The sequence below is a fragment of the Streptomyces tailanensis genome, from assembly GCF_008386495.1.
GTDB lineage: Bacteria > Actinomycetota > Actinomycetes > Streptomycetales > Streptomycetaceae > Streptomyces > Streptomyces tailanensis.
In genome coordinates this window covers 42,663-69,624 of sequence record NZ_VTHJ01000010.1, presented here as the reverse complement: position 1 = coordinate 69,624, position 26,962 = coordinate 42,663, and the positions used below count along the sequence as shown (strand labels likewise).

Annotated in this window: 24 protein-coding genes and 2 pseudogenes; 12 read left to right on the top strand and 14 right to left on the bottom strand. The window is 70.4% G+C overall.

Annotated features, from left to right (window positions below; translation table 11 throughout):
- Nucleotides 1–193: 193 nt before the first annotated feature.
- From F3T56_RS10675 to F3T56_RS10650, 6 genes are all read right to left on the bottom strand, one after another.
- Complete coding sequence (locus F3T56_RS10675) at nucleotides 194–769, bottom strand: DUF6262 family protein (protein WP_149824621.1); 576 nt, start codon at nucleotides 767–769, stop codon at nucleotides 194–196.
- Nucleotides 766–3,276 (bottom strand): tyrosine-type recombinase/integrase, encoded by a 2,511-nt coding sequence (locus F3T56_RS10670; protein ID WP_149824620.1) that lies wholly within the window; start codon nucleotides 3,274–3,276, stop codon nucleotides 766–768. The genes F3T56_RS10675 and F3T56_RS10670 overlap by 4 nt, the downstream gene beginning before the upstream one ends.
- Nucleotides 3,273–3,827 carry a tyrosine-type recombinase/integrase gene (locus F3T56_RS49680; protein ID WP_342786914.1) on the bottom strand — a complete coding sequence of 185 codons (555 nt, stop codon included), beginning with the start codon at nucleotides 3,825–3,827 and terminating at the stop codon, nucleotides 3,273–3,275. The genes F3T56_RS10670 and F3T56_RS49680 overlap by 4 nt, the downstream gene beginning before the upstream one ends.
- Nucleotides 3,828–4,569: 742 nt before the next feature.
- Nucleotides 4,570–5,667: a GNAT family N-acetyltransferase gene (locus F3T56_RS10660; protein WP_149824718.1), complete on the bottom strand. Its 1,098-nt coding sequence runs from the start codon at nucleotides 5,665–5,667 to the stop codon at nucleotides 4,570–4,572.
- Nucleotides 5,668–5,706: 39 nt separating this feature from the next.
- A complete protein-coding gene (locus tag F3T56_RS10655) occupies nucleotides 5,707–6,993 on the bottom strand; it encodes a Cmx/CmrA family chloramphenicol efflux MFS transporter (protein WP_149824716.1) in 1,287 nt (428 codons plus the stop codon).
- Nucleotides 6,994–7,048: 55 nt separating this feature from the next.
- Nucleotides 7,049–7,705, bottom strand: coding sequence for an HD domain-containing protein (locus tag F3T56_RS10650; protein ID WP_149824619.1), 657 nt, complete (start codon nucleotides 7,703–7,705; stop codon nucleotides 7,049–7,051).
- Nucleotides 7,706–7,743: 38 nt separating this feature from the next.
- Between F3T56_RS10650 and F3T56_RS10645 the strand changes: the two genes are divergently transcribed.
- Nucleotides 7,744–8,418, top strand: a complete 675-nt coding sequence (locus F3T56_RS10645) for a maleylpyruvate isomerase family mycothiol-dependent enzyme (protein WP_172638887.1) — start codon at nucleotides 7,744–7,746, stop codon at nucleotides 8,416–8,418.
- A gap of 14 nt (nucleotides 8,419–8,432) precedes the next feature.
- Here F3T56_RS10645 and F3T56_RS10640 read toward each other — a convergent pair whose 3' ends face one another.
- On the bottom strand, nucleotides 8,433–8,582 hold the full coding sequence (locus F3T56_RS10640; protein ID WP_216372953.1) for a hypothetical protein: 150 nt from the start codon (nucleotides 8,580–8,582) through the stop codon (nucleotides 8,433–8,435).
- 56 nt (nucleotides 8,583–8,638) lie between these two features.
- Between F3T56_RS10640 and F3T56_RS10635 the strand changes: the two are divergent.
- The 6 genes and pseudogenes from F3T56_RS10635 to F3T56_RS10610 form a co-directional block, all read left to right on the top strand.
- Nucleotides 8,639–9,208 (top strand): annotated as a pseudogene (locus F3T56_RS10635) (endo-polygalacturonase); the annotation flags it as partial.
- A 75-nt stretch (nucleotides 9,209–9,283) separates the two neighbouring features.
- A complete protein-coding gene (locus F3T56_RS10630; RefSeq protein ID WP_342786913.1) occupies nucleotides 9,284–9,583 on the top strand; it encodes an AQJ64_40280 family protein in 300 nt (99 codons plus the stop codon).
- Between the two features lie 109 nt (nucleotides 9,584–9,692).
- On the top strand, nucleotides 9,693–10,412 hold the full coding sequence (locus tag F3T56_RS10625) for a copper homeostasis protein CutC (protein WP_149824617.1): 720 nt from the start codon (nucleotides 9,693–9,695) through the stop codon (nucleotides 10,410–10,412).
- Nucleotides 10,409–10,906 carry a DUF1273 domain-containing protein gene (locus F3T56_RS10620; RefSeq protein WP_149824616.1) on the top strand — a complete coding sequence of 166 codons (498 nt, stop codon included), beginning with the start codon at nucleotides 10,409–10,411 and terminating at the stop codon, nucleotides 10,904–10,906. Before F3T56_RS10625 ends, F3T56_RS10620 begins: the two co-directional genes overlap by 4 nt.
- Before the next feature lie 113 nt (nucleotides 10,907–11,019).
- The gene (locus F3T56_RS10615) at nucleotides 11,020–11,616 is read left to right on the top strand and encodes an RNA polymerase sigma factor (RefSeq protein WP_149824615.1); all 597 of its coding nucleotides are present in this window, start codon (nucleotides 11,020–11,022) and stop codon (nucleotides 11,614–11,616) included.
- Nucleotides 11,613–12,152, top strand: coding sequence for a hypothetical protein (locus F3T56_RS10610; RefSeq protein ID WP_149824614.1), 540 nt, complete (start codon nucleotides 11,613–11,615; stop codon nucleotides 12,150–12,152). Before F3T56_RS10615 ends, F3T56_RS10610 begins: the two co-directional genes overlap by 4 nt.
- Before the next feature lie 70 nt (nucleotides 12,153–12,222).
- Here F3T56_RS10610 and F3T56_RS10605 read toward each other — a convergent pair whose 3' ends face one another.
- Entirely contained in the window at nucleotides 12,223–12,999 is a 777-nt protein-coding gene (locus F3T56_RS10605; RefSeq protein WP_149824613.1) for an NPP1 family protein, read from the bottom strand.
- 355 nt (nucleotides 13,000–13,354) lie between these two features.
- On the opposite strand from F3T56_RS10605, the gene F3T56_RS10600 reads away from it, so the two are divergent.
- Nucleotides 13,355–14,644, top strand: a complete 1,290-nt coding sequence (locus F3T56_RS10600) for a trypsin-like serine peptidase (RefSeq protein ID WP_149824612.1) — start codon at nucleotides 13,355–13,357, stop codon at nucleotides 14,642–14,644.
- A gap of 144 nt (nucleotides 14,645–14,788) precedes the next feature.
- On the opposite strand, the gene F3T56_RS10595 is transcribed toward F3T56_RS10600, so the two are convergent.
- Nucleotides 14,789–16,849: a HelD family protein gene (locus F3T56_RS10595; protein WP_149824611.1), complete on the bottom strand. Its 2,061-nt coding sequence runs from the start codon at nucleotides 16,847–16,849 to the stop codon at nucleotides 14,789–14,791.
- 315 nt (nucleotides 16,850–17,164) lie between these two features.
- Here F3T56_RS10595 and F3T56_RS10590 point away from each other — a divergent pair, with 315 nt between their 5' ends.
- Entirely contained in the window at nucleotides 17,165–17,362 is a 198-nt protein-coding gene (locus tag F3T56_RS10590) for a hypothetical protein (RefSeq protein ID WP_149824610.1), read from the top strand.
- A 66-nt stretch (nucleotides 17,363–17,428) separates the two neighbouring features.
- On the top strand, nucleotides 17,429–18,562 hold the full coding sequence (locus tag F3T56_RS10585) for a glycosyltransferase 87 family protein (protein ID WP_425473558.1): 1,134 nt from the start codon (nucleotides 17,429–17,431) through the stop codon (nucleotides 18,560–18,562).
- On the opposite strand, the gene F3T56_RS10580 is transcribed toward F3T56_RS10585, so the two are convergent.
- From F3T56_RS10580 to F3T56_RS10570, 3 genes are all read right to left on the bottom strand, one after another.
- Nucleotides 18,513–18,965 (bottom strand): PPOX class F420-dependent oxidoreductase, encoded by a 453-nt coding sequence (locus F3T56_RS10580; RefSeq protein ID WP_149824609.1) that lies wholly within the window; start codon nucleotides 18,963–18,965, stop codon nucleotides 18,513–18,515. The genes F3T56_RS10585 and F3T56_RS10580 overlap by 50 nt on opposite strands.
- 76 nt (nucleotides 18,966–19,041) lie before the next feature.
- Nucleotides 19,042–19,326 (bottom strand): type II toxin-antitoxin system RelE family toxin, encoded by a 285-nt coding sequence (locus tag F3T56_RS10575; RefSeq protein WP_149824608.1) that lies wholly within the window; start codon nucleotides 19,324–19,326, stop codon nucleotides 19,042–19,044.
- Nucleotides 19,327–19,398: 72 nt separating this feature from the next.
- Nucleotides 19,399–21,042 carry a DNA repair helicase XPB gene (locus F3T56_RS10570; RefSeq protein ID WP_149824607.1) on the bottom strand — a complete coding sequence of 548 codons (1,644 nt, stop codon included), beginning with the start codon at nucleotides 21,040–21,042 and terminating at the stop codon, nucleotides 19,399–19,401.
- Nucleotides 21,043–21,268: 226 nt separating this feature from the next.
- Here F3T56_RS10570 and istB point away from each other — a divergent pair, with 226 nt between their 5' ends.
- Nucleotides 21,269–22,657, top strand: a complete 1,389-nt coding sequence (istB, locus tag F3T56_RS10565) for an IS21-like element helper ATPase IstB (RefSeq protein ID WP_149824713.1) — start codon at nucleotides 21,269–21,271, stop codon at nucleotides 22,655–22,657.
- Here the strand turns inward: istB and F3T56_RS46100 are convergent.
- The gene (locus F3T56_RS46100) at nucleotides 22,611–22,781 is read right to left on the bottom strand and encodes a hypothetical protein (RefSeq protein WP_172638886.1); all 171 of its coding nucleotides are present in this window, start codon (nucleotides 22,779–22,781) and stop codon (nucleotides 22,611–22,613) included. The genes istB and F3T56_RS46100 overlap by 47 nt on opposite strands.
- Nucleotides 22,782–23,009: 228 nt before the next feature.
- Complete coding sequence (locus F3T56_RS10560; RefSeq protein WP_149824606.1) at nucleotides 23,010–25,637, bottom strand: helicase-associated domain-containing protein; 2,628 nt, start codon at nucleotides 25,635–25,637, stop codon at nucleotides 23,010–23,012.
- A gap of 366 nt (nucleotides 25,638–26,003) precedes the next feature.
- Between F3T56_RS10560 and F3T56_RS46950 the strand changes: the two are divergent.
- Nucleotides 26,004–26,962, top strand: a pseudogene (locus tag F3T56_RS46950) (HAAS signaling domain-containing protein); the annotation flags it as partial.

Below are 26,962 nucleotides of genomic sequence, written 5' to 3'. Positions count from 1 at the left end.
TACAAACGACGCGGACACAGCCCCTGAAAACTGCCCAGCACTCAGAACAAACACCGTTGCAGTACTAGGGGCTGTGCGGAACGTGGCGAAGGACATAGCTGCTGCGGCGCCGTACTGACGCAGCGGAGAGCCCTCGTGGTGGTCCCGCCTCAGGTAGCGCGAGACGGGACACCACGGCGACAGACCCAATCTGTCAGGTGGTCCCTGCGTGCACGCCCGACCGAATCATCCGACGCAGATTGCTGCGGGCCGCCGCGACGTCGTCTTCTGCTTCCCTGAGACGTCGCTGGAGGTCGTTGTTCTCCGCTTGGACCTGGTCGAGGCGCGCGGTCAAGTCGTGGTTGTGGGTGGTCAGTTCGTCGACCCGTGTAATGAGGTCCTTGGACGCGACTTGTTCGAGCTGGTGGCCAAGGCCGCGTTGGACAATGCCCTTGAGGTGATCACGTTCTTCCCTCAGGGCCTGTATCTCGGCACGGGCGAGTTCCAGGTCCGTGCGGATACTCGCGCTGCTCGTCGTGGCCCTGGTGAGCCGCTCGTGAGCGGGTCGACTGGCCTGTTGGGCACGGGCCTGCTCGATGTGCTCGCGGACTCCGTCGGCGTAGACCAGCCAGTTCGATACGCCAGCGGTGCGGGCCACGGCCGCAAAGGTGACCGGCTCTCCCTGGGCGAGCATCTGGTCCACCGTGGCAAGGACGCGCTGCCGCTTGGTGCGGCTGTCCCTGCGGCGGGATTCTGCCAATACGTCGGCGGGCTTTCTGGGACCGCTCATGCCGGAGCCTCCGACTTCTGGATGACGGTGACTGGCAAGAGGGCCCGTCCGCCAGCGCGGACCTTTCGCAGGACCCTGCTGGCCTCCTCGACCTCAGCCTGGATCTCCGCTGGCAGGTCCGTCATCCGGGCGTTCATGCGCTCGATGACACCTTGGAATGCCTCGATTTGGTCGGTCAGGTTACGGATGACGAAGGCATCGGCGTCCATGGCCTCGGCCATCTCGCGGTCGGCCTTCAAGGCTCGGATGTGGTCCTCGATCGCGGGCAGGTAGGAGGGGTCGGGGCGGTAGAAGCCGCAGCCGGCGCACTGGAAGCGGATCGCGCACTTCTTTCCGCCAGCCTTCACGTTCGAGGGCTCGATGCAGTTTCCGAACGGTACAGCGACGGACTTCGACTCGTACGACAGGTTCGAGGAGAAGGGAGCCGACTGGCCCTCGCGGTCGACGGAGTGGAGCCGCAGCGTCGCCACTGCCGACCGTTTCCGCTCCATCGTCACCTTGTAGTAGGTCATCGTCACGTCGGGAGAGCGATGGTCCATGAGATCCATCAGCACGTCGATGTCGGTGCCTGCATCGGCATGGCGTTGCGCGAACGAGGAGCGGAAGGCGTACGGGAAGATTCTGCTGCGGTCGAACGGCAGCGGCTGCCCGTCCTCGCCGGGCACGTCGGAGTCGAGCGTCGGCAAGCCGTCGACCCAGAACCGCAGTGCCCGGGAGAAGTCCCCCGAGTCCATGTGCGCGTACTTGCGGTCACTGGTCGAGGCGGGGAAGAGATAGTCGCGGCTTGCCGGGGTGACACGGAGCTCGCGTCGGTGGCGCTGCCATCGTTGGATCACCTCGGCGGTCTGCCCGGTGATCGGCAAGAGCCGCCGCATGCGCTTCTTCTTGAAGTTGTCCCAGATCAGGTGGTGTTCGCCCTGGTCGTACTTGAGGCAGTCCAGCCGCAGTCCGCAGAACTCGCGGGGGCGACGTCCGGTGTCGCGCATGACCATGTAGGCGGTCTGCAGCGTCCATGCGAGATCGCTCTCGGACAGTCCGCTGCGAGGGAAGCGCGGGTCGTTCGCGCCGAACGACTCCAGGTGGGTGTCCAGCTGCTGGATCACGAACTCGGGGATCGCCTTGGCGGCTTCGTCCTCATCCTTTTCGACGCGGGGGATCGTGTGGCTGGCGTTGGCCGCAAAGCGTACGGACAGATCGTCGAGCAGCCCCTCACCTCGGCCGAAGTCCAGCAGTTCGAAGAAGTGCCGCCGCAGAGCCGTGCGTACGCCGTAGCTGTAGAGGGTGCCGTCCAGCTGCCGGGCGTCGCCGAAGGAGGCGATGACGGCATCCATGTCGGTGAGGCGCAGTGCCGCGGGGGCCTGGCCACCGCCCGGCTTCAGCGACAGCGTGGTGGCGGCCAGCGTGCACGCCTGGAGAGTGGAGCGGAACCCGTGGGAGTTCGGCTGAACTGCGTGAACCCACTCCCACAGCAGGCGACGCAGCCACGGTTGCCGGACCGGCGTCAGGTCGACGGCCGTGCTGGCCCGACCACGGCGGCCGGACTTGGTCAGCAGAGACGTGACGCCGGCCGTGGTCAGGTTGAGCTCGGTGATGGTGGCCGGGTCGATGCCGCGGTGGCGATCGAACGCGGCCTTCACCCAGCCGATGAGCTCACGCCAGTGCGAGGCCGCGTTGAAGCCGCTGACCGGGCAGTCCTCACCGTCGAGGTTTGCCAGGGTCGTGACATCTGCCCAGGCCCTGACCAGCCGGCGCACGGTGCCGGGATCCATGCGCACCCCGCGAAGGTCGCGCTGCTGCAGCGCGTAGAGGACCTCGCGGCGCACGACCGGAGCGAGCGGACTCAGTGAGAAGTCCGCCATGCTCAACCAGGGCGCTTGCCGATCGATCCAGACCTCGATGGCGCTCGCGGCCGTGCCGCTCTCCTCGGCCTTCCGCCAATGCTTGCGGTGGTTCGGGCATAGGCCGGACGGCGAGTCGGACGCTGTGTCGCAACCACGCACCCGGCATTCGGGAAGCGGCGGCAATGTCTTTGCGACGGTGCGGGCCCATTCAGTACGGGGCATTGCTGTGCCGCGGCGAGCATGGCGCTTCCATGCGTCCGCGTGAGCCGAGCACAAACCGCGCTGGGTGGCCGCCCGCGGACAGGGCCGCTCGCCACCGCCGACCGAGCAAGCACGAGCCCGCATCGGAGCTCTCCTGGCCGCGGCCGCCACATGTATGGTGACGAATTCCTCCCGGCTCAGCCCGCTCTGCTTGTGGGCAGCGCGGCAGGTCATGCAGAGCCCGTTGCGGGTGGTGATCCCGATGCCGCAGCTGACCACGGAGCACGGCCACGCGCACGTCGTGTCGTTGAGCAGGTCGCCGCGGAACAGCCAGTTGCCTCCGTCCCACTCCTGCGGGCGCCAGGATTCGAGATGTTCCCGCTGCAGCCACGCCACCCAGGCGGCATTATCAGATTCGGAGACCGACATGATCGCTGTCGGCCGGATCAGCACTGCCATGGTCATGCAACACCACCTCGGCCGGCTCCTACCTTCTCAACGGCGGCGCGTTTGTCAGCCTCGCTGGTGTGGATGTACGGCACCATCGAGGACTGCGACTGGTGGCCCAGGAGCTCCTGGACCACGTCCCGGGGCTGCCCGCCCCTGATCCAGGCTGTCGCGGCCCCATGCCGCACCATGTGTGGCCGGGCAGTCAACTCAGCCTTCCTGGCCAGCCGGTCAAAGAAGTCCTTGGCCGTGGAGTAGGTCATGCCCCGGCCCAGGACACCGCGAAAGAGGTTGACGAACACCATGTCGCCGTCGACCGCCTCGGGAACCCGTTCACGCTCGTAGACATACTCCGCGTACAGCGCAACCAGCTCCCAGGTCACCGGCACCGTTCGGGGATACCGCGACTTCGCCCAAGCTCCGTTCTCGTTGACCCGTCGCCTGACATGGACGTGAGGACCCTCCACCTGGCACCCCAAGGCACGGGAGTTGGACAAGAAGTGCATGTCCTCCCGACGGAGGCCCAGGGCCTCCCCGATACGCAGGGCCGTGCACCACAACAGCGCCACCAAAAGCGGTCCCGGGCATGCACCGTGACGGCGAGCAGTTGCTCGACGTCCTCGAAGGTCAGCCAGTCGATGCCGTCGTCGACCGCGATGAACTTCAGCTCGCGCGCCCGCACGGTCCGGAACTGTCCGTCCTCGCCGGCGTTGTAGCCAGGCGGAAGATAGGCGAGGTACTTCTGCTGAGTCAGCTGGTTGGCCACGTCCTGGGGAACCCAGCCGTAGCGGGCGCCGAACCGCAGCAGTTCGCACACGGTGGTCATCACCGCGTTCGCCGTCTTCTCGGATCGGAAGCGCACTTTGCCGCCGCCATCGCGCCGCCTCGACGGGAGCGGCTCCTGCACCAGCCGCCGCATGAAGCGGGCGAGCTGTCCGAGCGAGGGGCGGGACCAGTCCACGCCCGACGCTGAGCACGCCGTCAAGTAGAGGGCCGACCGGCTGGCGTAGAGGCGCTCCGTGTTCCACGACAAGCTGCGGGCCCGGAGCGAGTCGATGTACGACGAAGCCTCACGGTGAAGCTCGTAGGTGCTGTGGTCCACCACGACCCAGGAGACGGACCCGTCTACCGGCGAGATCGCCCGCTCTGCGCGGTACACCGTTGTCGACGTGCCAGATGTGACTGATATGCCTTGCAAACCCTCGGATACCTTCCAGGAACATGACGATCCCCTCCAGAACCAGAGGTGCCAGAGGGGAAGAAGCTCCTGTAGTTAACCGCCGTACCGCCGTACCGCCGTACCGCCGTACGTCAGTCGCGCAGCCGGAGTTCGTACGCGAACTGTGCCTCGTCCTCCCCCTGGCCCCAGTCGTCGCTGACCTTCGCGAACCCGGCGCGGGAGACGACGCCCTGGGACGGGATGTTGACCTTGTCGACGACGGCGAACAACGACCGCACGTCCCCGCGCTCGGCCGCCCGCTCCCGCCCCCAGTCGGCCAGGGCGCGCAACGCCTCGGTCATGTAACCGCGGCCGCGCGCCCCTTCGACCAGGTCGTAGCCGACCTCGGCGCGGCCGTCCTCGTCGGGGGCGCCGTGGTAGCCGAGGGCGCCGACGGCCAGTCCGTCCTCCTTGCGGACCAGGGCGAACATGCCCCACTCGGGCCGGTGCACCCCCGCCTCGTATGCCTTGAACACCATCCCGGCGCCGATCCGTGTCCCCTCGATGGGCCCGCCCACGATCCAGTCGAAGCCGCCAGTGCCGCCCTCGGCGAGGTCGGCGGCGGCCGCCGGGTGGATGCCCTGCAGGACGATGCGTTCGGCGGGGATGTGCAGCGGATTGTTCCAGCGCCACTCGGTGACGGGGGCGCGGCCGGGGAGATCGGCGCGGCCGGTGGCCCACAGCAGGGTCGGCCAGGGGGCGTCGCCGGGGCGGACGTGCGGGAAGAGCCGGGCGAGGAGGCTCGTACAGAGGTCGGCCGGCGGCTCGTACGCGGGCAGCCCCAGCCCCTCGACGATGTCGTGCGTGTGCAGCAGGACCTCGGTGACGCCCTGCGCGGCGAAGCCCTCGCGGTCGACCGACCGGAACGGGTACGGGTGCCAGGCGCGGACCTCGCGGGGTGTGGTGCCGATGGTGGCGGCGAGCAGGACGCCGGTCGTCCGGATGACGTCGAGCACGCCTTCGTTGCCGGCGTCATCGTCCATGGCGAGTTCGAACGGCACCCAGTCCTCGGTCGCCCGTCCCGCCAACTGCCCCGCGTAGGCGAGCAGACACGAGGCGATGTGCTCGGCGGTCTCCCGGCAACTCCACTCCAGCTGCCCCGCCTTGACGCCTTCCCAGTCCCGGCCGACCGCCTTCCGTAGTACCCCGAGGCTGTGTTCGACGGCTTCCCGTACCTGTTCCCCACCCATTGGTCGCATGGCGGCGAGGATAGGTGGGGTCAGCGCTCGCTACGCACTGGTTTTCCGGTGGCCGTCCACTTCCCGCGTCTCGCCGATGGCTATGCCGTCCTCCCCGCCGTCGCCCGCGGCCACGACGCGCGACGCGGCCGTACGACGGTGGAGGCGCAGCGATACGGCGGTGATGCCGATCGCGCCCGCGGTCAGTGCCCCGCCCGCCCAGGCCGTCGACGTGAACCCGAACCCGGCGTCGATGACGATCCCGCCGAGCCAGGGCCCGCTCGTGTTGCCGAGGTTGAACGCGGCGGTGGTGGTCGCGCCGGCGAGGGTCGGGGCTGCGCCGGCGACGTCGAACATACGGGCGTTGAGGGCGGGGGCCGTGTAGAAGCAGGACACCCCGAGGAGGAAGGAGAGCAGCACGGCGGCGACGGCGTACTGGGCGAGGAGGGCGAGGGCGACGAGGAGCACGGTGGAGGCGGCGATACCGCTGAGCAGCACCCCGAAGAGGTGCGCGTCCGCGATCCGCCCGCCGATCGCGGTCCCGATCAGCGCCCCGATCCCGAACAGCGCGAGCACGGTGGGCACCCAGCCGTCGTCGAGCCCGGTCACGTCCGTGAGCAGCGGAGCGAGATAGCTGAACACGCAGAACACCCCGCCGGCGGTGAGCGCGACGACGGCGATGGACAGCCAGACCTGCCGGTCGCGGTAGATCAGGGCCTCCTGGCCGAGCCGGGGCCGCTCGTCGGACAGTGGAATGGCCGGGACGAGCGTGACGACGCCGACGAGCGCGACGGCGGAGGCGACGGCGACCGCCCAGAACGCCGACCGCCACCCGAAGTGCTCCCCGAGGAACGCCCCCGCCGGAACCCCCAGCACATTCGCGATCGACAACCCACCGATCATGATGGCGAGCGCCCGGGCCCGCGCGTTGACGGGCACCATGGCCACGGCCACCGCTGCCCCGACGGCCCAGAACCCGGCGCAGGCGAGCGCACTCACGACCCGCGACGCGAAGAGCACGGCGTAGTTGGGCGCCACGGCCCCCGCTACCTGCCCGATCCCGAAGACGGTGATGAGCGTGACGAGGGTGGTCCGCCGAGGCAGCCGAAGCGTCGCCACGGCAAGCAGCGGCGCCCCCACGACCATCCCGATCGCGAACGCCGAGATCAACAGCCCAGCCCGCGGAATGGACACGTCCACGTCCTCCGCGATGGGCGGCAACAGCCCCGACAACATGAACTCACTGGTCCCGAGAGCGAAGACGGCGAGCCCGAGGACGTAGACGGAGAGGGGAACGCGAGGACGGGGACGGTCAGGACGAGCGGGATGAGGGGGCATGTTCATGGGCAACCGACGGTGGTGGAACCGCATTCCTCGTACGTGACCGGAAGACTCACTCCGCAGTCAGCGCAACCAACTCCCCCCGCAGATTCTCACGCGCCCGAGCCTCCCACTCCCGCTCCCCATACGGCGTCCTGAACAGCCGTGGCAGCGCGAGAAGTTGCCGCAGAACAGCACCCCGCCCCTCCCGAAACGCCTCATCGGGCACGAAGCCGTACTCCTCCCGGACGGCGGCGACATAGGCGGCGTACGCGTCGGGCGCCGCCGCCAGGATCGCCAGGTCGGCATCGCACAGCACGGCACCATTGCGATCACCCTCGGCCGGATCATGCGTAACGGTGAGCCGGACGAGACGGGCAACCTCCGCGACCTTCTCCTCCGGCATCCCCGCCTCGGGCAACGCCCGCTCCGCCAACCGCGCCGACCGCTCCTCGTTCGTCGACCGCTCCGGCAGATACACGGCATCGTGAAACCAGGCGGCCAGCCGCACGAGATCGGGATCGTCCGCGTACTCCTCCAACGTGTCGATGTGATCCAGCACAGCCACGAGGTGATCGAGGGTGTGATACCGCCGCTGCGGCTCCGACCAGCGCTTCAGCAGATTCTCGGCGAACCGGAACGGCTCGGGGTGACAGGCACCGTCACGAGCGGAGAGCAGGGCGTGAAGCCAGCGGACGGAGAGGGCTTCACGGATGTCGGAGTCGGGCATACGCCCATTGTCCCGTGGCATCTCCTAGCGTGGACCCCATGACTGCCGCTGACTCATATGACGTACGAGACCCCGAGCTGCCCGGACGGTTGCTGGTCGCCGAGCGGGATGTGTTGGTGCCGCTGCTGCGGGAGCGGGCGGAAGAGGACTTCGCGGCCGGGACCTGTTGTCCGGGGTGGTCGGTGCGGGATGTGCTGGCACATTGCGGGGCCGCGCTGTCGCGGGTGGTGGAGGGGCGGTTCGAGGAGGGGGTGTTCAGCCCGGAGGCGAACGACCGGGACATCGCCGAGCGGGAGGGGTGGTCGGTGGCGGAGATCGTGGACGAGGTGGAGCGGGGGATGGGCGCGGCCGGGGGCGTGATCGCCGATGCCGGTGGGGCGTTGGACGGGATCGCGCTCGGGGAGTGGGTGCACGCCGGGGACGTACGGGAGGCCTGGGGGCTGCCGGGTGCGTACGGCGGGTCTCAACTCGCGCTGGCACTACCGCTGTTGGCCCACCTCACACACGTACGCGGGACCGTCCCGCTCCATGCCGACCTCGACGACCTGGACGATCCCCTACGACTCGGCGCGTCGAGTGGTGACGGTCCGCCCGCGCGGTACATCGGGGGCGCCACCACTCTCGTACGGCTCTACTCGGGGCGCCGCCCACCCGCCGGTACGTCCTACGAACTGGCCGGCGCCACCGAGGCCGAGCTCAACCTGTACGCCTGAGCCCGGCAGGGCGGTCAGCCCCAGGTCGCGATGAGCTTCGCGGCGTAGCCCTTCTCGTGGCCCGCCGCGTTGGGGTGGAACGACTCCGCCGTGTCGGACACGTTGACGCTGTGGACCCACGGATCGGTGCCGCAGGCGCCGTGGCCGGTGAACTGCCCCCGCATGTCGAGGAAGCAGACGCCCGCGTTGACCGTCGCCTTCCGGGTGCCCTCGGCCAGCGCACGGCGACACCCGCAACATCACGGTCAAGAACTGCTCCCTCTGGGCCGATGTCGCCCACCCGATCAACATCGGCGTGCACGGCAACTCCGAGAACCCCGAGATGCTGGAGAACCTGACCTACGAGAACATCGACATCCTCGACCACCGCGAGCCGCAGGTGACCTACCAGGGCGCCATCGCCTTCATGGTCGGCGACAGCAACCTCGTCCGGGACGTCAAGTTCGACAACATCCGCGTGGAGGACTTCCGCTGGGGCCAGCTCGTCCACATGCGGGTCGAGTACAACCCGAAGTACAACACCTCGGCCGGCCGCGGCATCGAGAACGTCTACGTCAAGGACCTCAGCTACAACGGCAAGAACGCCGACCTCTCGGTGATCGCCGACCTCGACGCGGACCACGCCATCAAGGACGTCACCTTCGAGAACCTCCGCGTCAACGGCAGGCTGATCGCCGACAGCACGGGCAAGCCGAGGTGGTACCTGGCCTCGGACGGCGTGCCCATGTTCGTCAACGAGCACGTCAAGAACCTTCGCTTCCTCACCACCGAGGGGGCCGCGGCCCTGTAACCCCGGCCCTGTATCCCCGGTAGCGCGTCAGAATTTCCTGACCGAGATGGGAGTGGATATGGGCGCGGTCGTGAAGTGGGCGGACGCCCGCGAGATGCTGCCGAGGTCCGGTATGCCCGTGGCGGCGGCGGTGATGTCCTGGCGGACCTCTGGCTGGTGCTGCCCATGCACTTCACGACCGTCCACTTCGCGGAGGACGGCACCGAGGACCACGACTGCTTCGTCGACTCCGACCGGGTCGTCCGCCTGCCTTACGGCCGCCCCTGCGCCGAACCCGTCACCCACTGGGCGTACCTGCCGACCCTGCCGGGCCTGACCGTGCACCACGTGGAGGGTGAGGGGGCGCGGACCGCTCTCCGGAACGCCTGGGGCTAGGGGGCGTCAGAAGCCCCCCGTAACCCCTGCGGGCCGCCGCCACGAAGGGGCGTTGGTAAATTGGACTAGACCTGTTCGTGCGGTGCGGAGACGTGGAGAAAGGGGCCCCATGGCCACGCGTGCGCTCCTGGAGGTGATCGCCCTCGATGCCGGGGACGCCGTCGCCGCCCAGGCCGGAGGTGCGGACCGGCTGGAGCTGGTCACCGACATGGGGGCGGACGGGCTCAGCCCCTCGGTGCGGACGTTCACCGAGGTCAGGACGGCCGTAGACATCGACGTACGGGTGATGCTGCGGCTCGCGGACGGCTTCGCCGCCGAAAACCTCGCCGCCCTCGTGCGGGTCGCGTGCGACATGCGGGCGGCGGGGGCGGACGAGTTCGTGCTCGGGTTCCTCGGCGAGGACGGCGGGGCAGATCTCGATGCCGTGGAGCGGATCGTCGCCGAGCTGGACGGGTGCCGGTGGACGTTCCACCGGGCGATCGACCGCGCCGCCGACCGGGACGCCCTGCGCAAGCAACTCGCCGATCTGCAGGGGCTGGACGCCTACCTCACGGCCGGTTCGGCCGACGGGGTCGACGACGGGATGCCCGTCCTGCTCACCGAGGCCGCCCGCCGCGGCGAGCCCGGCTACACCCAACGGCTCGTGATCGGCGGCGGGCTCCGCCTCGACCACCTCCCTTCGCTCCGCGCCGCCGGCGTCCACGCCTTCCACATCGGCGGCGCGGCCCGCCCTGGCGGATGGGCCGCGCCGGTCGACGCCGACGCCGTACGGGAATGGCGTACGGCGCTTGACGGCCCGGTGGGGAGAGGCGGGCAGGGGAGGAGATGATCGCCATCGCAGTCACCGGGCACATCGACCTGACCGAGGCGGGCGTCCCGCTCGTCCGGCAGGCCCTGCGGGACGCTTTGCGGCCGTACGAGCCGGAGGGGATCACGGGACTCTCCTGCCTCGCGGGCGGCACGGACTCGCTCTTCGCCGAGGCGGTGCTCGCGGCCGGTGGCCGGCTGGTCGCGGTGATCCCCTCGCGCGACTACCGGGAACGCCAGGTGAGCCCCGCCCACGCCGAAACGTTCGACCGACTCGTCGAGGCCGCCGACGAGGTCGTCGTACTCGGGCACGAACGCGCGGACGGGCAGGCGTACGAGAACGCCAACCGTGTCCTGCTGGAGCGCGCGGACCGTCTGATCGCCGTGTGGGACGGCGAGTCCTCGGCGGCCCGTGGCGGCACCGCCACCGCCGTGGCCGAGGCCCACCGGCTCGGCCTCCCGGTCGACGTGATCTGGCCGGCGGGTGCGGGCAGAGCGTCGGGCGGCCGGTCGTAACCGAGCAGTCGTACGGCACTGAGCAGTCCCCTCCCCCCTCGCTCCTGTAACGCCCCGCCGCCCAGCGACCAAGAAGAGGTGTCCGGTGAATCAGTGAGGGAGAGGGTGGTCGCGTGCACGCAGCGAGAGATCCTGCCGCGTTCGAGGAGTTCTACCGGCGCCACGTCGACGGCGTCACCCGGTTCGTGGCGCGGCGGATCACCGATCCGCATCTGGTCGCCGACATCACGGCCGAGGTCTTCGTGGCGATGCTCGACTCGGCGGACTCGTACCGCCCGCGCCGCGGCAGCGAGACGGCCTGGCTGTACGGCATCGCCCGCAACGCCGTCTCGGCCGAGTGGCGGCGGGCGGCCCGCGAGTCGCGCGCCACCAGCCGTATCGCCGGGCGCCGGCTCCTGGAGCCGGACGACGTCACCCGGCTGGAGGAGCGCATCGACGCCGAGGCCGCCGCACGGCACCACCGTGAGGCGCTGGCCGGGCTCCCGGAGGGCGAGCGGGCGGTTCTCGAACTCGTCGTCGTGGACCAGTTGACCACCGCCGAGGCCGCCGCCGCGCTCGGCATACGGCCGGTCGCCGCGCGCGTACGGCTGCACCGCGCCCGCAAGACGCTGCGCGCGGCCGCCAAGCGCGCCGAACAGCCGGACGGAGCACCGGGCGGAACGCCGGAATCCGACACCACACCACTTTCGTACGTGAGGGGAAACGTGTGAACACGACTTTCGAAGAGCGGCTGTTGGCCGAACTCAAGCGTGAGGTGGTGCTGCGGGCGGCCGAAGCCCCGGCGCCTCGCCGGGTCGTGACCTCGCGCCGCGTGGGCCTCGCCCTGGCCGCCTGCGGCGCGGCGGCGGCCGTCGTCGTCGCCCTGCCGGGCTCCGGGACCACGCCCGCGTACGCCGTCGAGAAGAACGCCGACGGCACCGTCACCCTCACCCTGAACGACCTCAACATCAGCAGGGCCGAACAGCGGAATCTGGTGCGGGCGCTGGAGAAGGCGGGCGTTCACACCCAGGTGACGGAACTGCCCGGAACGACGAGGTGCGCGGAGCCCCGGGGAGAGCAAACCGGCCCCCACATCATCACCTTCAACGGGCCCGAAAAGGAGGGACAGGTCCGGGCGCACCCGTGGAGCCAGACCCTGCACCGGGGCGACACGGTGACGATCGACAACCCCGCCGGCAACCTGTCCTGGTACGGCTTCTACCGAGGCAAGGCGGGCCCCTGCGAGCCGATGCCGAAGGCCGGCTGACCCGCCCGTGGCGAGAGGGGGCGACGCCGCGGCGCCGCCCCCTCACCGGCCCGTCGTACCTCCACGCCCCTCAGGCGTTCGGGTCGAACGAGATCCCCGACGGCATCGCGGCCGCGAGGTTGGCGTTGAAATTGCCGTCCTTCAGGCCGAAGTTGGCACTGCCGAAGTTGTACGCGACGAGGATGTCGCGGATGCCGGACGGGTAGCCGTTCCAGCCGACGAGGGGCGGGTACTGCCAGGTGCCCTCGTGGTTCTCCGGCGGCTCGTCGCCGGAGCCCGCGAGGCGGAAGCAGTGCGTGCTGACGCCGTCCTTGTGGTAGACGATCTTGGGGTGGGTGCCGTCCCAGAGGACCGAGGACGCGGCGTGCACGGTGAAGTCGCCGTGGTTGGAGGTCGAGACGTACTTGGCCGAGCCGTTCTGCACCCAGACGACGACATGTTCCCAGTCATGGCGGTGGCCGCCGATGCTGCTGTTGGCGAGCGCCTGGTCCTTCTCGAAGTAGAGGTCGTACATGATCGCGCACCAGCCGTTGTTGCACTTGTAACGCGAGTAGCCGTTGGTGTTGTTCAGGTCGGAGGCGTCGTGGCACTCCCCGCTGAGCGAACCGGTCGGGCTGAGGCCGCCGTTGACGGTGCCGGTGGGGCCGATGGCGGGGGTGGAGTAGCAGCCGTCGGTGTCGTAGTCGTAGGCGGGCTGCCAGGTCGTCTCCAGCGTCTCCGCGTTGGCGGGCAGGGCCGCGGGCGGGGCGGCGTACGCGCTGCCGGCGAGGCCGACGACCAGCGCGAGCGCGCCGCCGACGGTGAGTGCGGATCTGCGGATACGGCGTGAGCGTGGGCTCTTCTTCACTGCGTCCTCCTGGTGGGCCGCGGCGCGGGGGTGACGGCCGGGAGCCGGGATGGGGATGGCATGCGCAGGTCAGATTGGCGCTACTCGCCGGTAGTCCACAAGGGGTTGGAGGTGTCCTGGTGATGAAGAGTCAATTGTTGTGAAAACGCTGTGAGCTGGGGCGCGAGGGGCGCAAGGTGACGTCGCGTCATATCACGGCTCGATATCCGCCACGTAGTTGTTGTGTGCGAACTCGCCGTGAAAGCCCTCCCGGTGATCAATCCGCGCCCGTCCGCATGCATAGTTGTGTCCGCCCCAGGCCAAGCGGGGGCATGACAAGTTACAGCCACAGGGGGACGGGCACTTCATGCCATCCATGCCATCCATACGCCGGTCATCCATACGCAGGCCTTCCATACGCCGCCGCGGCCTCACGGCCGCCGCCGCCGTGATCGCCGCGGTCATGGTCACCACCACTGCCTGCAGCAAGAGCGAGGACGACGGGACGAAGGCATCGTCCTCGACGACCGCCCAGGCCGACGCCGGCGCGAACGTCGACACCGGCGAGAACGAGAGCGGCGACGACACGACCATCGGCGGCTTCAAGCTCCCGGAGGGCGTGCCCACCGAGCTCACCGGTGACGCGCTGCAGAAGTGGAAGGACGGTGGCTGGCAGGACTTCAGCAGCAACTGGGCTTCCAAGGCGGAGGACTTCGCCAACCCCTACATCGAGGACTTCTGGACGCCCGAGCGCATCGCCGAGGCCAAGGCGCAGCTGCCGACGCAACTGCCGGAGGTCGCCGAGGCTGGCAACACCGGGAAGGGCTCCAGCAAGACCACCAAGGTCTGGCTGCCCGACGGCAAGGTGAAGCGGCAGAAGGCGAGCAAGGTCAACCCGGCCTACACCAGGACCGCCGCGTCCGTCGGCAAGCTCTTCTTCACCACGCCCCAGGGTTCGAGCGTCTGCTCGGCGGCCGTCGTGAAGGACCCGGCCCACCCGGGCAAGTCCAACCTCGTGTGGACCGCCGGGCACTGCGTGCACGCGGGCAAGGGCGGCGGCTGGTACCGCAACATCGCCTTCGTCCCGTCCTTCAACAACACGGGCAAGCTGAACATCAGCCAGGCGTCGAAGAACTACCGCGCCAAGAACGTCTCCCCGCACGGCATCTTCTGGGCCGACTGGGCCACCACCTCCGGCACCTGGATCAAGGGCGGCGCCGCCAGCAAGGGCACCGTGGCCGCCGCGTACGACTACGCCGTGCTGCACGTGAAGCCCGAGAAGGGCGGCAAGTCGCTTGAGGAGCGCACCGGTTCGGCGCTTCCGGTGTGGTTCAACGCCCCGGCGGCCAACAAGGCCAAGAACATGAAGGTCCGCGGCTACCCGGCCGAGTCGCCGTACGACGGCTCGAAGATGTACCACTGCCAGGGCAACACCAAGCGCTTTGTCCTCGGCTACAGCTACCCGAGCAGCTACCCCGCCCAGTACATGGTCGGCTGCACCATGAACGGCGGCGCCTCCGGCGGCCCCTGGTACATGACCTACAAGGGCAAGACGTACCTCGTCTCGAACAACTCGCTGAGCGACCGCTCGACGTTCATCACCGGGCCGCGGCTCGGGAAGAACGCCAAGCAGGTGTACTTGGCTACGAGCAACAAGTTCAAGTAGCCGCCGGCTGAGCCGCTCCGGCGGTGTGCGGCTCAGTGATTGGCAGTTCAGTGCCAGGAAATTGGCAGTTCAGTCCCGGCAAACGTCGCGAAAGCGGCGTACGGCTGGGACTGAACTGCCAATTGCTATGTTCGGGGAGCCGCGCTACGTGAGCTGCGGCGGCAGCGGCGCCCCATGCGTCACGATCAGGCCCGACACCGCCCGGGTGAGGGCCACGTACAGACGGCGGAGCCCCGTCCGTTCGTCCGGCTCGCCGTCGACCACCGCCCGGGGCTCGTCGAGCACCACGTAGTCGTACTCCAGGCCCTTCGCGAGCGACGCCGGTACGAGGGTGAGGCGGGTCTCGTGCGTCGTCTCCTCGCCCGGCGCGAGATGGCCGAGGCCGGCAGCGGTGAGCGCCTCGGCGAGGACGGGGACGCGGGCGTCGGCGGCGATGAGACCGACCGAGCCCTCGTTGCGGAGCAACTCCTCGCAGGCGGTCACTACTTGGCCGTCGTCGGTAGACGGCCGTACGTCGAAGAAGCCCGGGTTCTCACGGACCGACGCGACCGGGGTCAGGCCGGGCGCGATATGGGGGAGGAGCCGGGAGGCGTACGTGATGACGTCGGTCGGGACGCGGAAACCGGCGGTCAGCTCCTCCACATGGGCCTCCGCCTTGCCGAGGTGCGTCAGGGCCTCCTGCCAACTCCGGGTCGCCCAGGGGGTGGTGCCCTGCGCGAGGTCGCCGAGGACGGTCGCGGAGCCGGTGGTGCAGCGGCGGCCGACCGCCCGGTACTGCATGGGGGACAGGTCCTGCGCCTCGTCGAGGACGACATGGCCGAGGGAGTGCGTGCGCCGCACGAGGTCGGTCGCCTCGTCGACGAGGACGGCATCGGCGGCGGACCACTTGGCCGACTTCAGACTCCGGGCCGGTTTCGCCCAGAGGATCGTCTTCTGCTCGTCGTCGCTCAGGATCCCGTCCGCGTGTACGGCGAGGAAGCCGGCGTCGGAGAGGAGGCGGAGGACGAGCTTGGCGGGGTCGACGGGCGGCCACATCTCCTTGACGGCCGCCTTCACGGCGGTGTTGCGGGCCACCGCGTCCTGCACCCGGTCGTCGGGCGCTTCACCGGACCGTTCCATCTGTACGAGGACGGCGTGCGCGATCCGCTGCGGCAGGGCTTCGCGGGCGGCGCCGTAGCGGATGTCGCGGTCGAGCAACTCCCGTACGATGCCTGCGAGTTCGTACGCCGGTACGCGCCACCGGCGGGACCCGCGCACGACGACGACCGGCTCGGTGGGAAGGGTGACGTGCGACCGTACGGCCCGGCGGAGCACCTCGGCCATGCGCGCGTCGCCCTTCACGACGGCGGCCGCGGCGTCGTCGGTTCCCTTCACCTCGACGTGGGCGACGAGGTCGTCGACGGTGGCCTGCTTGACCTCCAACTCGCCCAGCGCCGGGAGGACCTGCTCGATGTAGTGCAGGAAGGACCGGTTCGGCCCGATGACGAGGGTGCCGGTGCGGGAGAGGCGCTCGCGGTGGGCGTAGAGGAGGTAGGCGACCCGGTGCAGGCCGACGGCGGTCTTGCCGGTGCCGGGACCGCCCTGGACACACAGGCTCCCGGACAGGTCGGACCGGACGATCTCGTCCTGCTCGGGCTGGATGGTGGCGACGATGTCCCGCATCGGGCCGACACGCGGCCGCTCGATCTCCTGCTGGAGCAGCTTGCTGGTGGCCGCGGCCTCGCTGGGGTCGGAGAGGTGCTCGTCCTCGTAGGCGGTGATCTCGCCGCGTGTGTAACCGAATCTGCGCCGCAGCCCGACATCCATCGGATCCTTCTTGGACGCCCGGTAGAACGGCTGCGACACGGGCGCACGCCAGTCGATGACCATGGGGTCGCCGTCGGCGTCGTGGACATGCCTGCGCCCGATATAGAACCTCTCGCCCTCTGCCCCCTCGGCCTGGTCGGCGCCCGGCGCATGCAGGTAGTCGAGCCGCCCGAAGAAGAGGGGAGTGTCGCTGAGGTCGGCCAGCGCCTTGATCCGCTCGTCGATCTGACGCGCGAGCACCTCCGCGTTCACCCAGTTCGCGGTCACATCCCGGATGTCCAGCGCCTCCACGTCCTCCCGCATGGCGCGGAGCGCGGAACGGGATGTGGCGAGGTGGGAGCGTTCACGGGAGAGGGGGTCGGTGACGTCGTCGTCGGCGGGGGCGGTGGGCGCGGACAAGGGGGTGCCTCCAGAGCGCTACGGGGGTGACGGGCTAGGGGCCGACCGGTTTCCGTCCGGGCGACGGCGCTCCACGTACGGGAGGCGGGCAAGAGCGGAGATCTTAGGGGAGGGGAGGGGGCGGAGGCCAACGGATTTCCTCCGGCTTCTCGTCCGGCTCCTCATCCGGCTGCTGGTCGTCGCCCTGCTGTACCCCTAGGGGGTGAGTACGCCGCCGGTACTAGGGGTGGGCGAGACCTGAGAGTGAGCTGGGGGCTCAGCGGGTTCACTCCGGAGACCGACGTAATCCAAAGGCGCGAGTTCCACTATGGAGACATGAGTGCAGCGACTTTCATCCCAGCCTCGGCCTCCGGCCGACCCGGTCCGCCGCCCGGCGCGACCGGACTCGACGACCGTCACCACCGCCACCGCCTGGCCGACGCCCTGCGCGCCATCAAGGTGTTCGCGGGCGCCGCGTTCGGCGTGATCGTGCTCGGCGAGTACGCGGAGGAAGCGGGCATACGACGCCCGTGAGCGGCTAGGGTCCGCTCCGTGAGTCGACGGAACGCGATCCTCCGGTCACCCCTCGCATCGGGCGTCCTGCTCCTCGCCTCCCTCTGCGCCTTCGTCGTGCTGTGCGCCGTCCAGCACGCCCCCATGGCCGACGCGCTGGTGTACAGGGCCGAGGGTGCGGCCGTCCTGAACGGCACGGACCTCTACGGCTTCACGGTCACCGAATGGCGCCTGCCCGCCACCTACCCACCCTTCGCCGCCCTGCTCTTCGTACCGACGTCCTGGCTGCCCCTCTCCGCACTCAAGGCGGCCTTCGTCCTCGGCAACACGGCACTGCTCGCGCTCCTGGTCCACCTCTCCGCCCGCCTGACCGGCACCCACCGCCTCCCGACCCCGACCTTGCTCACCGCCACGGCCCTGGCCCTCTGGCTCGAACCCGTCTTCCAAACCGTCCTCTTCGGCCAGATCAACCTCGCCCTCGCCTGCCTGGTCCTGTGGGACCTGACCCGGCCCCCCGGAGCGCCGGGCAAGGGAATCGCCCTGGGCATCGCGATGGGAGTGAAGCTGACGCCGGCCGTCTTCATCGCGTACCTGCTCCTGACCCGACGCGTACGCGAAGGCATGACAGCCCTGGCAGCCTTCTCCACCACCATCACCCTCGGCGCCCTCGCCCTCCCCTCCGCCTCCATCGACTTCTGGACCCGCCGGCTGTACGAGACCGGGCGGGTGGGCAAGCCCTGGATCGTCGACAACCAGTCCCTGCAGGGTCTGGTGGCCCGGGCGTTGGGCGACCCGTCACCGGGCCTGGCGTGGTCCGTACCGGCGGCGGGAACGGCGCTCCTCGGCCTCTGCCTCGCCCGCCGGTCCGGCGAGGACCGCTGGGGAATCCCGCTGACGGCCCTCACCGCCCTGCTCGTCTGCCCGATCAGCTGGTCCCACCACTGGGTCTGGTGCGTGCCTCTCCTCGCCGTGCTGTGGGCGGGGGGTCACCGGAGGACCGCCGCCCTGGCGGCCGTCGTCTTCACGGCCCGCACCCTGTGGCTGGTCCCGCACGAGGGCACCCGGGACCTTCAACTGCCATGGTGGCAGCAGCTGTTGGCGTCGCCGTACGCGTTGCTGGCGCTCGCACTGTTCGCCATGGTCACGGTGTCGTGCTACACCCCGACCTCCGTCAGATGTCCAAGGCCGTCCCGTACAGCCGCTCCACCCTCAACCGAATGACGACCCTCCGCTCGGCGACCAGTTGCTTGAGGAACGCGTCTTCGTCCTCCGGCTTCGCGGCCGTCGAGACGGCCGCGAGCAGTTCCCGCCCGACCGCGTCGCCGGGAACCGTCGTGATCTCGGAAGCCTCCGCCAAACCCTCGGCGACGGCGAACGACCAAACGTCGCCACCCTGCACATGCAGCGCCGCACGCGGGTTGCGCCGCAGGTGCTTGACCTTGACGCGGTCGGCCGTGGTGGACAGCCGCACGACGCGGGCCTCGGGGTCCCAGCTGTAGACCATGGTGGTCAGATGCGGATGGCCACTTTGTTTGACAGTGGCGAGGGTCCCGAACTGCTGCCCGGCGAGTAGGTCGGAGAGGGCTTCGTCGGACAGGGGGCGAGGCGCTGGTCCTTGAGTCATGCTCTGATCAACTTCCGCGCCCTCCCAGGTATTCCATGCCCTCTTGGCTACCGCTCAGCCGGGTCGGCCCGAGGACTCAGCCCTCCTCGGGCAGCAGGATGTCCGCGTCGTCGAAGATCCGCAGCATGACCAGGAGGAGGCGACCGCGGGACACCATGTACTCGGCGACGATCTGCGAGGTGAGCCGGATCTCGCGGTCCTGGTCGCCTACTCCTATGGGACGGGAGACGCCGGTGTACGGATCGCGGGCGAGCAACTCGATCGCCTTGTCGAACGACGCTCGGCGTACGGGGTCGAGCTGGTCGCGGTCATGGGCCGCCGACTCGGTGAAAAGCACCTCGTAGATGTCCTCGCGAGGCATGGTGCCCTCCTTGCCGTGGCGTGCCGTACGGCCCAGCGTACCGAGCGTGGGCGCGGTCCCGTGACCTGTTGCTCAGCCCTCCGTCAGGATCTCGTCCGCGTCCATGATCCGGTAGGCGTAGCCCTGTTCGGCCAGGAAGCGTTGGCGGTGGGCGGCGAAGTCCTGGTCGATGGTGTCGCGGGCGACGACGGAGTAGAAGTGGGCCTGGTGGCCGTCGGCCTTGGGGCGCAGGACGCGGCCGAGGCGCTGGGCCTCCTCCTGGCGGGAGCCGAAGGTGCCGGAGACCTGGATGGCGACCGTCGCCTCCGGGAGGTCGATCGAGAAGTTCGCGACCTTCGACACGACGAGGACGCTGATCTCGCCCTCGCGGAACGCGTCGAAGAGCTTCTCGCGCTGCGCGTTGCTGGTCTCGCCCTTGATGACCGGCGCGTCCAAGTGGACGCCCAGTTCATCGAGTTGGTCGATGTACTGGCCGATGACGAGGATCTGCTGGCCCGCGAAGCGCCGGACGATGGCCTCGGTCACCTTCCGCTTGGTCGCGGTCGTCGAGCAGAAGCGATACTTCTCCTCCTGCTCGGCGGTGGCGTAGGCGAGCCGCTCGGAGTCCGTCAGGTTCACCCGGACCTCGACGCAGTCGGCGGGTGCGATGTAGCCCTGCGCCTCGATCTCCTTCCAGGGCGCGTCGAACCGCTTGGGGCCGATGAGGGAGAAGACGTCCGACTCCCGGCCGTCCTCCCGTACGAGCGTCGCCGTGAGGCCGAGACGGCGGCGGGCCTGGAGGTCCGCCGTGAACTTGAAGACCGGCGCGGGCAGCAGATGCACCTCGTCGTAGAGGATGAGCCCCCAGTCGCGGGAGTCGAACAGCTCCAGGTGCGGGTAGACGCCCTTCCGCCGGGTCGTCAGCACCTGGTACGTGGCGATGGTGACCGGGCGGATCTCCTTCTTCGTACCGCTGTACTCGCCGATCTCGTCCTCGGTCAGCGAGGTCCGCTTCACCAGCTCGTGCTTCCACTGCCGCGCGGAGACGGTGTTCGTGACGAGGATGAGGGTGGTCGACTTCGCCTGGGCCATGGACCCGGCGCCGACGAGGGTCTTCCCGGCGCCGCACGGCAGCACCACGACCCCGCTCCCGCCGTGCCAGAAGTTCTCCACCGCCTGCTTCTGGTACGGCCTGAGCGCCCAGCCGTCCTCGTGCAGCTCGATCGGGTGCGCCTCGCCGTCCACGTATCCGGCGAGGTCCTCGGCCGGCCAGCCCAGCTTCAGCAGCGTCTGCTTGATCTGCCCGCGCTCGGAGGGGTGCACGACGACGGTGTCCGGGTCGATCCGGGCCCCGACGAGCGGAGTGACCCTCTTCGACCGAAGGATCTCCTCCAGCACCGGCCGGTCGGTGGTGGTCAGGACCAGCCCGTGCGCCGGGTGCTTGCTGAGCGTGAGCCGGCCGTAACGGTCCATCGTCTCGGCGATGTCCACGAGCAGCGCGTGCGGCACCGGATACCGGCTGTACTGCACCAACGCGTCCACGACCTGCTCGGCGTCATGCCCGGCGGCCCGCGCGTTCCACAGCCCGAGCGGCGTCACCCGGTAGGTGTGGATGTGCTCGGGCGCCCGCTCCAGCTCCGCGAACGGCGCGATGACCCGCCGACACTCGTCCGCCAGCTCGTGGTCGACCTCCAGGAGCAGCGTCTTGTCCGACTGGACGATGAGAGGTCCGTTCACGTACGTACTTTCCTTCCGCGCGGGCCAAACGTCCAGTGTGCCTGATCGTTTCGTCTTTCCGCGGTGCGCGGCTGTACCGGAATCCTTCACACCGCCGGTCCTATTGGATGTCTATCCACTCCGATGAGTGGTGTGAATTCAGATTTGTGGGGATGGTTCCGAAGAATGGCGGACCGTGCAGCCATCTACCCAGTCGGCTCCGTCGACCCCGTCGTCCCCCCAGGGCATGCTCGGCTATGCCCTGTTCGCCACCCGCTGGCTCCAGGCGCCGTTGTATTTCGGGCTGGTGGCCGCACAGGGGGTGTACGTCTACAAGTTCTTCAACGAGCTGTGGACGTTAATCGACAAGTGCGTGGGCGGGAGCGCCAGTGAGACGTACGTGATGCTCGCGGTGCTCAAGCTGGTCGATGTCGTCATGATCGCCAATCTACTGATCATGACGATCGTCGGCGGCTACGAGACCTTCGTCTCCCGCATCGACCTCCAGGGCCACCGTGACCAGCCCGAATGGCTCTCGCACGTGAACTCCAACGTGCTGAAGGTCAAGCTCGCCACCGCCATCGTGGGCATCTCCTCCGTCCATCTGCTCCAGATGTTCGTGGACGTCCACCACACCTCCCGCCACTCGCTGATGTGGGGCACGGTGATCCACATGGCCTTCATCGCCTCGGCGGTGCTCCTGGCGTACATGTCGGGGCCGATGCTACGGGGGGAGAGCGGCCACGGGCATGTGTCGCACCACGGCCCGCCGGAGGGCCCGGATGGCCCGAAGGGGCCCACGGAGCCGACCGAGCCCAAGGCGCCGGCGGAGCCGAAGGAGTACCGCGTGGTCGGGCCGCCTGCCCCGGCACCTGTCCTCCTCCCCGCCCGGCTGCCGATTCCGGCCCAGGCCACCTCGTACGAGAAGTACGGGAACTTCGAGAATCCCGGGCACCTCGGGAGCCTCGGGAACGTGTCGAACTTCGAGACCCGGTTCGCGCAGGGCGGGACGCGGCTCGTGCAGTACGAGGGCGGGGTCGAGGGGCGGGTGCGGGCCGCCGGGTTCCCGGGGCGGAAGCTGCTGGAGGAGTTCGACGAGGAGCACCCGCGTTCCTTCGACCGGCAGGCGCTGGCCCGGCTCGCGAGCGCGGACTTCGTGGCCGCCGGGCGGAACGTGGTGTTCGTCGGCCCTCCGGGGACCGGCAAGACGCATCTCGCGATCGGGCTCGGCGTACGGGCCTGTCAGGCCGGGCACCGGGTGCTGTTCGCGACCGCCGACGAGTGGGCCGCGCGGCTGGCGGGGGCGCGGGCGGCGGGCAGGCTGGCCGAGGAGCTGGCCGCGCTCGACGCCTGCCCCCTGCTGATCGTCGACGAGGTCGGCTATCTGCCGTTCGACTCGGACAGCGCCCGGCTCCTGTTCCAGCTGGTCGCCCGCCGCTACGAGCGGGCCTCGCTGATCGTCACCAGCGACCGCCCGCTCGGCCGCTGGGACGAGATCTTCGGCGCGGTCGCCCCGGCCATGGTCGACCGGCTCGCGCACCACGCCGAGATCGTCCGTCTCGAAGGGGACAGCTACCGCCTGCGGCAGGTCACTTCAGCAGGCCGAGGTTCTGGACCAGCGGCCCCTCCACAGTGAGGCCCTCGCCGACCAGAGTGCCGAGTTCGGGGACGGGGACGGGCGGCGGGGCCGCCGCGGCCTCGGGGGTGAGTACGGCGAGCAGGGCGAGGGACGCGAGGAGCGTGGCGAGGGGACGGCGCATGAGATGTGTGGGCCTTTCGAGCGTAAGGAAGCGTGAGGAAGCGTGCGGAGTCGATCTCGATCGGGACACAGGGTGGCTGCCCGCCGTACGGAACGTGATGCGCGGGGGCGCGCGAGACCGCTCATCGGGGCGAAAAGCCGGGCGTGGCCTGCATGAACTTCCGCATTCACCCGAATGGGTGCGGGCAGGGACGCCGTTTGATCACGCACGTTTGATGGCGCCGCTTGATCACATCGCGTCGTCCGCCAGCTCCGCGACGCCCGTGATCCGGTGCAGGGGGAACGTCCGGACCTCGTCCGCCGTGTGGTCGTACGCCGTGACGAAGCCGCCCTCGACGCGGACGGGGGCGATGACGCGCTGGCTGGCGGAGCCCTCGGCGTTGACGTAGCCGATCCACAGGGCCTCGCCGGTGAGGACGGCGGCCTGCATGGTGGCGAGGGTCTCGGCGGAGCCGGTGCGCGGCAGGGCGCCCGAGGGGGTCGGGCCGTCCGTCGTCCTGCGGGGGGCCGTGGAGGCGAGGTCACCGGCGCGGATGGCGCGGATGGCGGCGCCGAGCAGGGTGTCGTCGGGGACCGGCGGGCCCTCCGGGACGGGCTCGGGGGCCGTACGGGGCGGGGTGCGGTGGGCGTGGGCGCGGGTGATCAGGACGTCGCCCTCGGCGGACTCGGCGGCCGGCGCGTAGCCCATCGCGCGCAGCCCGTCGAGGAGCGCCGCCGGGCCTGCCTGAGCGGCGAGCACGGTCGGCGCGAGGCGGCGCAGCCCGAGGCCCTGGGAGCGCTTGTCGGCGAGGATCTCGCTGAGCATCGCGTCGTCGTCGCAGCGTACGTACGCCGAGGCCGCGCCGATCCGCAGATGGCCGTGGCGCCGGGCCACGTCGTCGATCAGATACGCGAGCGGCTGCGGGACCGGCGTACGGGAGTGCGCGGTCAGGAAGTCGTGCAGGTCGGAGGCGCTGCGGCCGGCGTCCAGGGCCCGGCGTACCGAACCCGGCGTGAACCGGTACACCGTCGCGCCACCCTTCGACTCCACGTCCGCCAGTACCCCCAGCGTCTCGGCGAGCGGCCGCCGCAACGGCCCCGGCGCGACCGCCGTCAGGTCCGCCTGGAGCAGGACGTGATCGAGCGGTTCGGGCAGGAGCGGCGCGAGCAGCCGGGCGGCGCGGGCGGCGGCCGCGGCCCGCTCGGCCACCGGGTCGGGGGCGGAGTGGCGGACAGGGCCGGGGACGGGGACGTGGTGGGCGGGGAGTTTGTCGCCAGGGGTTTCCGGCAGATCGCCGGCGGTCGCTTCCCGCTCAGGTACGCCGAGGAGCGCGCGCCCGTGGGAGGACAGGGCCCCGCGTCCCGTGACGCCGAGCTGCTCGGCATCCGCGAGGGCCCAGCGGGCGAGACGGGCACGCAGGTCGTCGGGGTGGTCGGAGTGCGGGTGGGCCTGTGGAGGTTGCTGCTGGGGCTGTCGGCCGTGCGCGGGGCGTTCCCAGCGGAGGCGGGCCAGTACGGAGCCGGGGGTCGCCGCCGTGCCCTCGGGCAGACCGGCGAGCAGCGTGAGGACCCGGTGCCGTACCTCCGGCGCGGCCGAACGGTCCAGCCCCGGTCCCAGCACCGACAACGTACGGTCCTTGGCGTCCCGCTCGCCGACCACGCCCGCCGTACGGGTCGCCGTCAGCCAGGCCGAGGCCAGCCGACCCCAGCGCTCGGCGGCGGGCAGCTCCAGCCACTCGTCGTACGCGGGGGTCGCGGCGTACCGCTCGTCGGCCTCGCCGTCCGAGGCCAACAGGCCCGCGGCGTAGGCGAGTTCGATCCAGAAGGCGGCGACGGGTTCGGGTACGTCGAGGGCGACGGCGGTGCGTTTGAGGTCCCGCACGCTGAGGCCGCCCGCGCGCAGCACGTTCGGGCCGCCCTCGTCCCAGTCCTTCAGCAGCTCCTCGACGGTCGCGAGCGTGGTGTACGCCTGCCCGGCCGCCGTCGCGTCCACCACCTGTGGACGGTGCGCGGCCGCCGCCTCGACGGGCGGGGGAACGGGGTGCACCTCCCGGTGCGCCCGGCCCGACCGCAGATGCAGGGCGACCTCACGGGGGATGACGACCGTGCCGGGGGCGGTGGGCAGGAGCAGCCCGCGGTCGAGGAGCCAGCGCAGGTGGGGCGCCGGGTTGGCGGTGACCTGGCCGTACGGCGGCCCCCAGAGCAGGCGGGTCAGCACGTCCAGGGACTCGGCGGGGGCGTCGGCGAGGAGCGCGGCCATGCGGCGCCGGTCGGAGAAGAGGCCGGTGAGGGCGGTGACGGCGGAGACCGAGTCATGGGTGCTCGGCAGGCCGGCCTCGGTGACGATCTCCTGCACACGGCCCGGCGACATCCCCGCCGTGGCCTCCGCGACGGTCGGGCCGAGGCCGGTGGGGGAGGGGTGCTGCGGCGAGGGGGAGAGCAGCTCACGGGCCGTGCGGACGAGGCGGAGGCGGTCGTCGGGGCCCCAGACGAGGGCCTGGTCGCGGAGGGTTTCGAGTGCGTGCGGGAGGGCTGCCGCCACGGCGGAGTTGGGCTGGGCTTGGTCGTTCTCGCCGTCGCCGGCCATCAGGTTCAGGAGTTCGTCGTACGACGCCGGGTCCGCGGCCACGGCCAGGGCCTGGGCGGTCTGCGAGGCGAACCTGTCCAGGCGTTCCAGGGCGCGTACGACCGAGGCACGGGTGCCGGCGCGGGTGGCCAGCTGCGTCAGGTCCGTGGGGACGGGGGTGATGAGGTCCGGGCGGCCCCGTAGCAGCACGGCGAGCGAACCGTCGTCCCGCGCGCGGAGCGACTCCGCGAGTGAGCGGGGGGCTCCGCCGGTTTGGCCGGCTTCCGTGGCGCTGGGCTCCTCGGTGCTCATCCGGTCAACGGTAGCGGAGGGGCGCGGCCGGGCGGGGGGTGCCTAGTAGCTCGGGGGTGGGTGTGGTGTGGCGGCTGCGGGTTCGTTGTGGCTGGTCGCGCCCGCGCGGCGGAGCCGCATGTCGACACAGCCCCGCGCCCCTTGCGGGGCGCGGCCCTCGCTGCCTCAGCCGCGGGCAGTCGTGCCGCTGGGGCGATGGGGGAGGGTGGGCGCGGCGGCACCCTGTCAGCGCCGGCAAGCGGAACCTGCCCCCGGCGGGCCCCGGCGCCGGGTGCCGTACGCAGCCGGGGAGGTCGTCGCGCATCAGCTCCGGGTGCCCTGAAGCGATACGGTCGGATGAGCACGCGCCAACCCCGGAGGGGCTTCGTGGGGATTGAGAGCGACCAGGTCGTTTACGAGTATCTGAGCCGGGTCGGTGACTTGGCCCAGCAGCGGCAGTTGCCATCGGCGGCCCGTATGCGGCTGGTGTCGGAGCTGCGGGACGAGATCGACCGGCGGCGGGCGAAGGCGACGGTGGACAGTCCGGCCGCCGTGCGGCGCATCATCGCCCGCCTCGGTACGCCCGACGAGATCGTCGCCTCCGCGGGGGCGCCCGGCGAGACGCCCACCCCGGACGCGCCGGCCGCCGCCGTGCCCGTACAGCGGGCGACCGGTGGTGACGGCGGCCCCGAGGAACGGCCCAAGGGGCTGTCGAAGAGCCTGCGCCGGGTCGTGCCCCGTCCTCGCCCGGCTGAGTCGGCAGCGCCTGTGGACGAGGGTGCTTCCCCGCCGCACCTCGCCCCGCTGCACGAGATCGGCGACAGCGGGGTGCAGCCCGACTGGTGGCGGGTCGGGGGAGGCGGCGGGCCCGGGGGCGGTGGTCAGTTCGGGCTCGGGCTGGGGGACGAGGTGCCGGGGTTTGTCGGGGGTGTGGAGATTCCCGAGTTGTTGAAGCCGCCGCCGGTGAAGGAGGACGGGGACGAGGGCGGTGCGGCGGCCGGGAAGCCGGGGTCGGCGTCGGGGGCCGTTGAGAAGGCGGCGGATCCGGCGGCGGACGCGGGTGAGGGTGCCCCTCGGCGGAGGTTGCCGCGGTTGCGGCCGGTCGGTGGGGGGTGGAGTAATCCGCTGTTGTTGCTGGCCGCCGCGTTGTTGGTCGCGGGGGCGGTGATGGGGAGTCTGGTGCCGCTGGGGTTGGGGTGGTTGATCGCTTATCTCTCGCGGAAGTTGACGCCTGCGGAGTCGAAGTTTGCCGTGCTCGGGGTGCCGGGGGTGGTGGCCGCGGGGGGGATCGTGTGGCTGTGGGGGCGTAGTGATGGGAGGTGGGGGGATTCCATTGCTCGGGGGGA

Excerpts from the sequence above, each read along its gene's own strand:
- F3T56_RS10655 (WP_149824716.1), bottom strand. The coding sequence starts at position 6,993 with ATGCCCCCTCATCCCGCTCGTCCTGACCGTCCCCGTCCTCGCGTTCCC.
- F3T56_RS10625 (WP_149824617.1), top strand. The coding sequence starts at position 9,693 with ATGGCCACGCGTGCGCTCCTGGAGGTGATCGCCCTCGATGCCGGGGAC.
- F3T56_RS46100 (WP_172638886.1), bottom strand. The coding sequence starts at position 22,781 with ATGCGCCGTCCCCTCGCCACGCTCCTCGCGTCCCTCGCCCTGCTCGCC.
- F3T56_RS10660 (WP_149824718.1), bottom strand. The coding sequence starts at position 5,667 with ATGGGTGGGGAACAGGTACGGGAAGCCGTCGAACACAGCCTCGGGGTA.
- F3T56_RS10670 (WP_149824620.1), bottom strand. The coding sequence starts at position 3,276 with ATGACCATGGCAGTGCTGATCCGGCCGACAGCGATCATGTCGGTCTCC.
- F3T56_RS10640 (WP_216372953.1), bottom strand. The coding sequence starts at position 8,582 with ATGCGGGGGCAGTTCACCGGCCACGGCGCCTGCGGCACCGATCCGTGG.
- F3T56_RS10600 (WP_149824612.1), top strand. The coding sequence starts at position 13,355 with ATGCCATCCATACGCCGGTCATCCATACGCAGGCCTTCCATACGCCGC.
- F3T56_RS10575 (WP_149824608.1), bottom strand. The coding sequence starts at position 19,326 with ATGCCTCGCGAGGACATCTACGAGGTGCTTTTCACCGAGTCGGCGGCC.
- F3T56_RS10675 (WP_149824621.1), bottom strand. The coding sequence starts at position 769 with ATGAGCGGTCCCAGAAAGCCCGCCGACGTATTGGCAGAATCCCGCCGC.
- F3T56_RS10650 (WP_149824619.1), bottom strand. The coding sequence starts at position 7,705 with ATGCCCGACTCCGACATCCGTGAAGCCCTCTCCGTCCGCTGGCTTCAC.
- F3T56_RS10590 (WP_149824610.1), top strand. The coding sequence starts at position 17,165 with ATGAGTGCAGCGACTTTCATCCCAGCCTCGGCCTCCGGCCGACCCGGT.
- istB (WP_149824713.1), top strand. The coding sequence starts at position 21,269 with ATGCTCGGCTATGCCCTGTTCGCCACCCGCTGGCTCCAGGCGCCGTTG.
- F3T56_RS10580 (WP_149824609.1), bottom strand. The coding sequence starts at position 18,965 with ATGACTCAAGGACCAGCGCCTCGCCCCCTGTCCGACGAAGCCCTCTCC.
- F3T56_RS10620 (WP_149824616.1), top strand. The coding sequence starts at position 10,409 with ATGATCGCCATCGCAGTCACCGGGCACATCGACCTGACCGAGGCGGGC.
- F3T56_RS10560 (WP_149824606.1), bottom strand. The coding sequence starts at position 25,637 with ATGAGCACCGAGGAGCCCAGCGCCACGGAAGCCGGCCAAACCGGCGGA.
- F3T56_RS10645 (WP_172638887.1), top strand. The coding sequence starts at position 7,744 with ATGACTGCCGCTGACTCATATGACGTACGAGACCCCGAGCTGCCCGGA.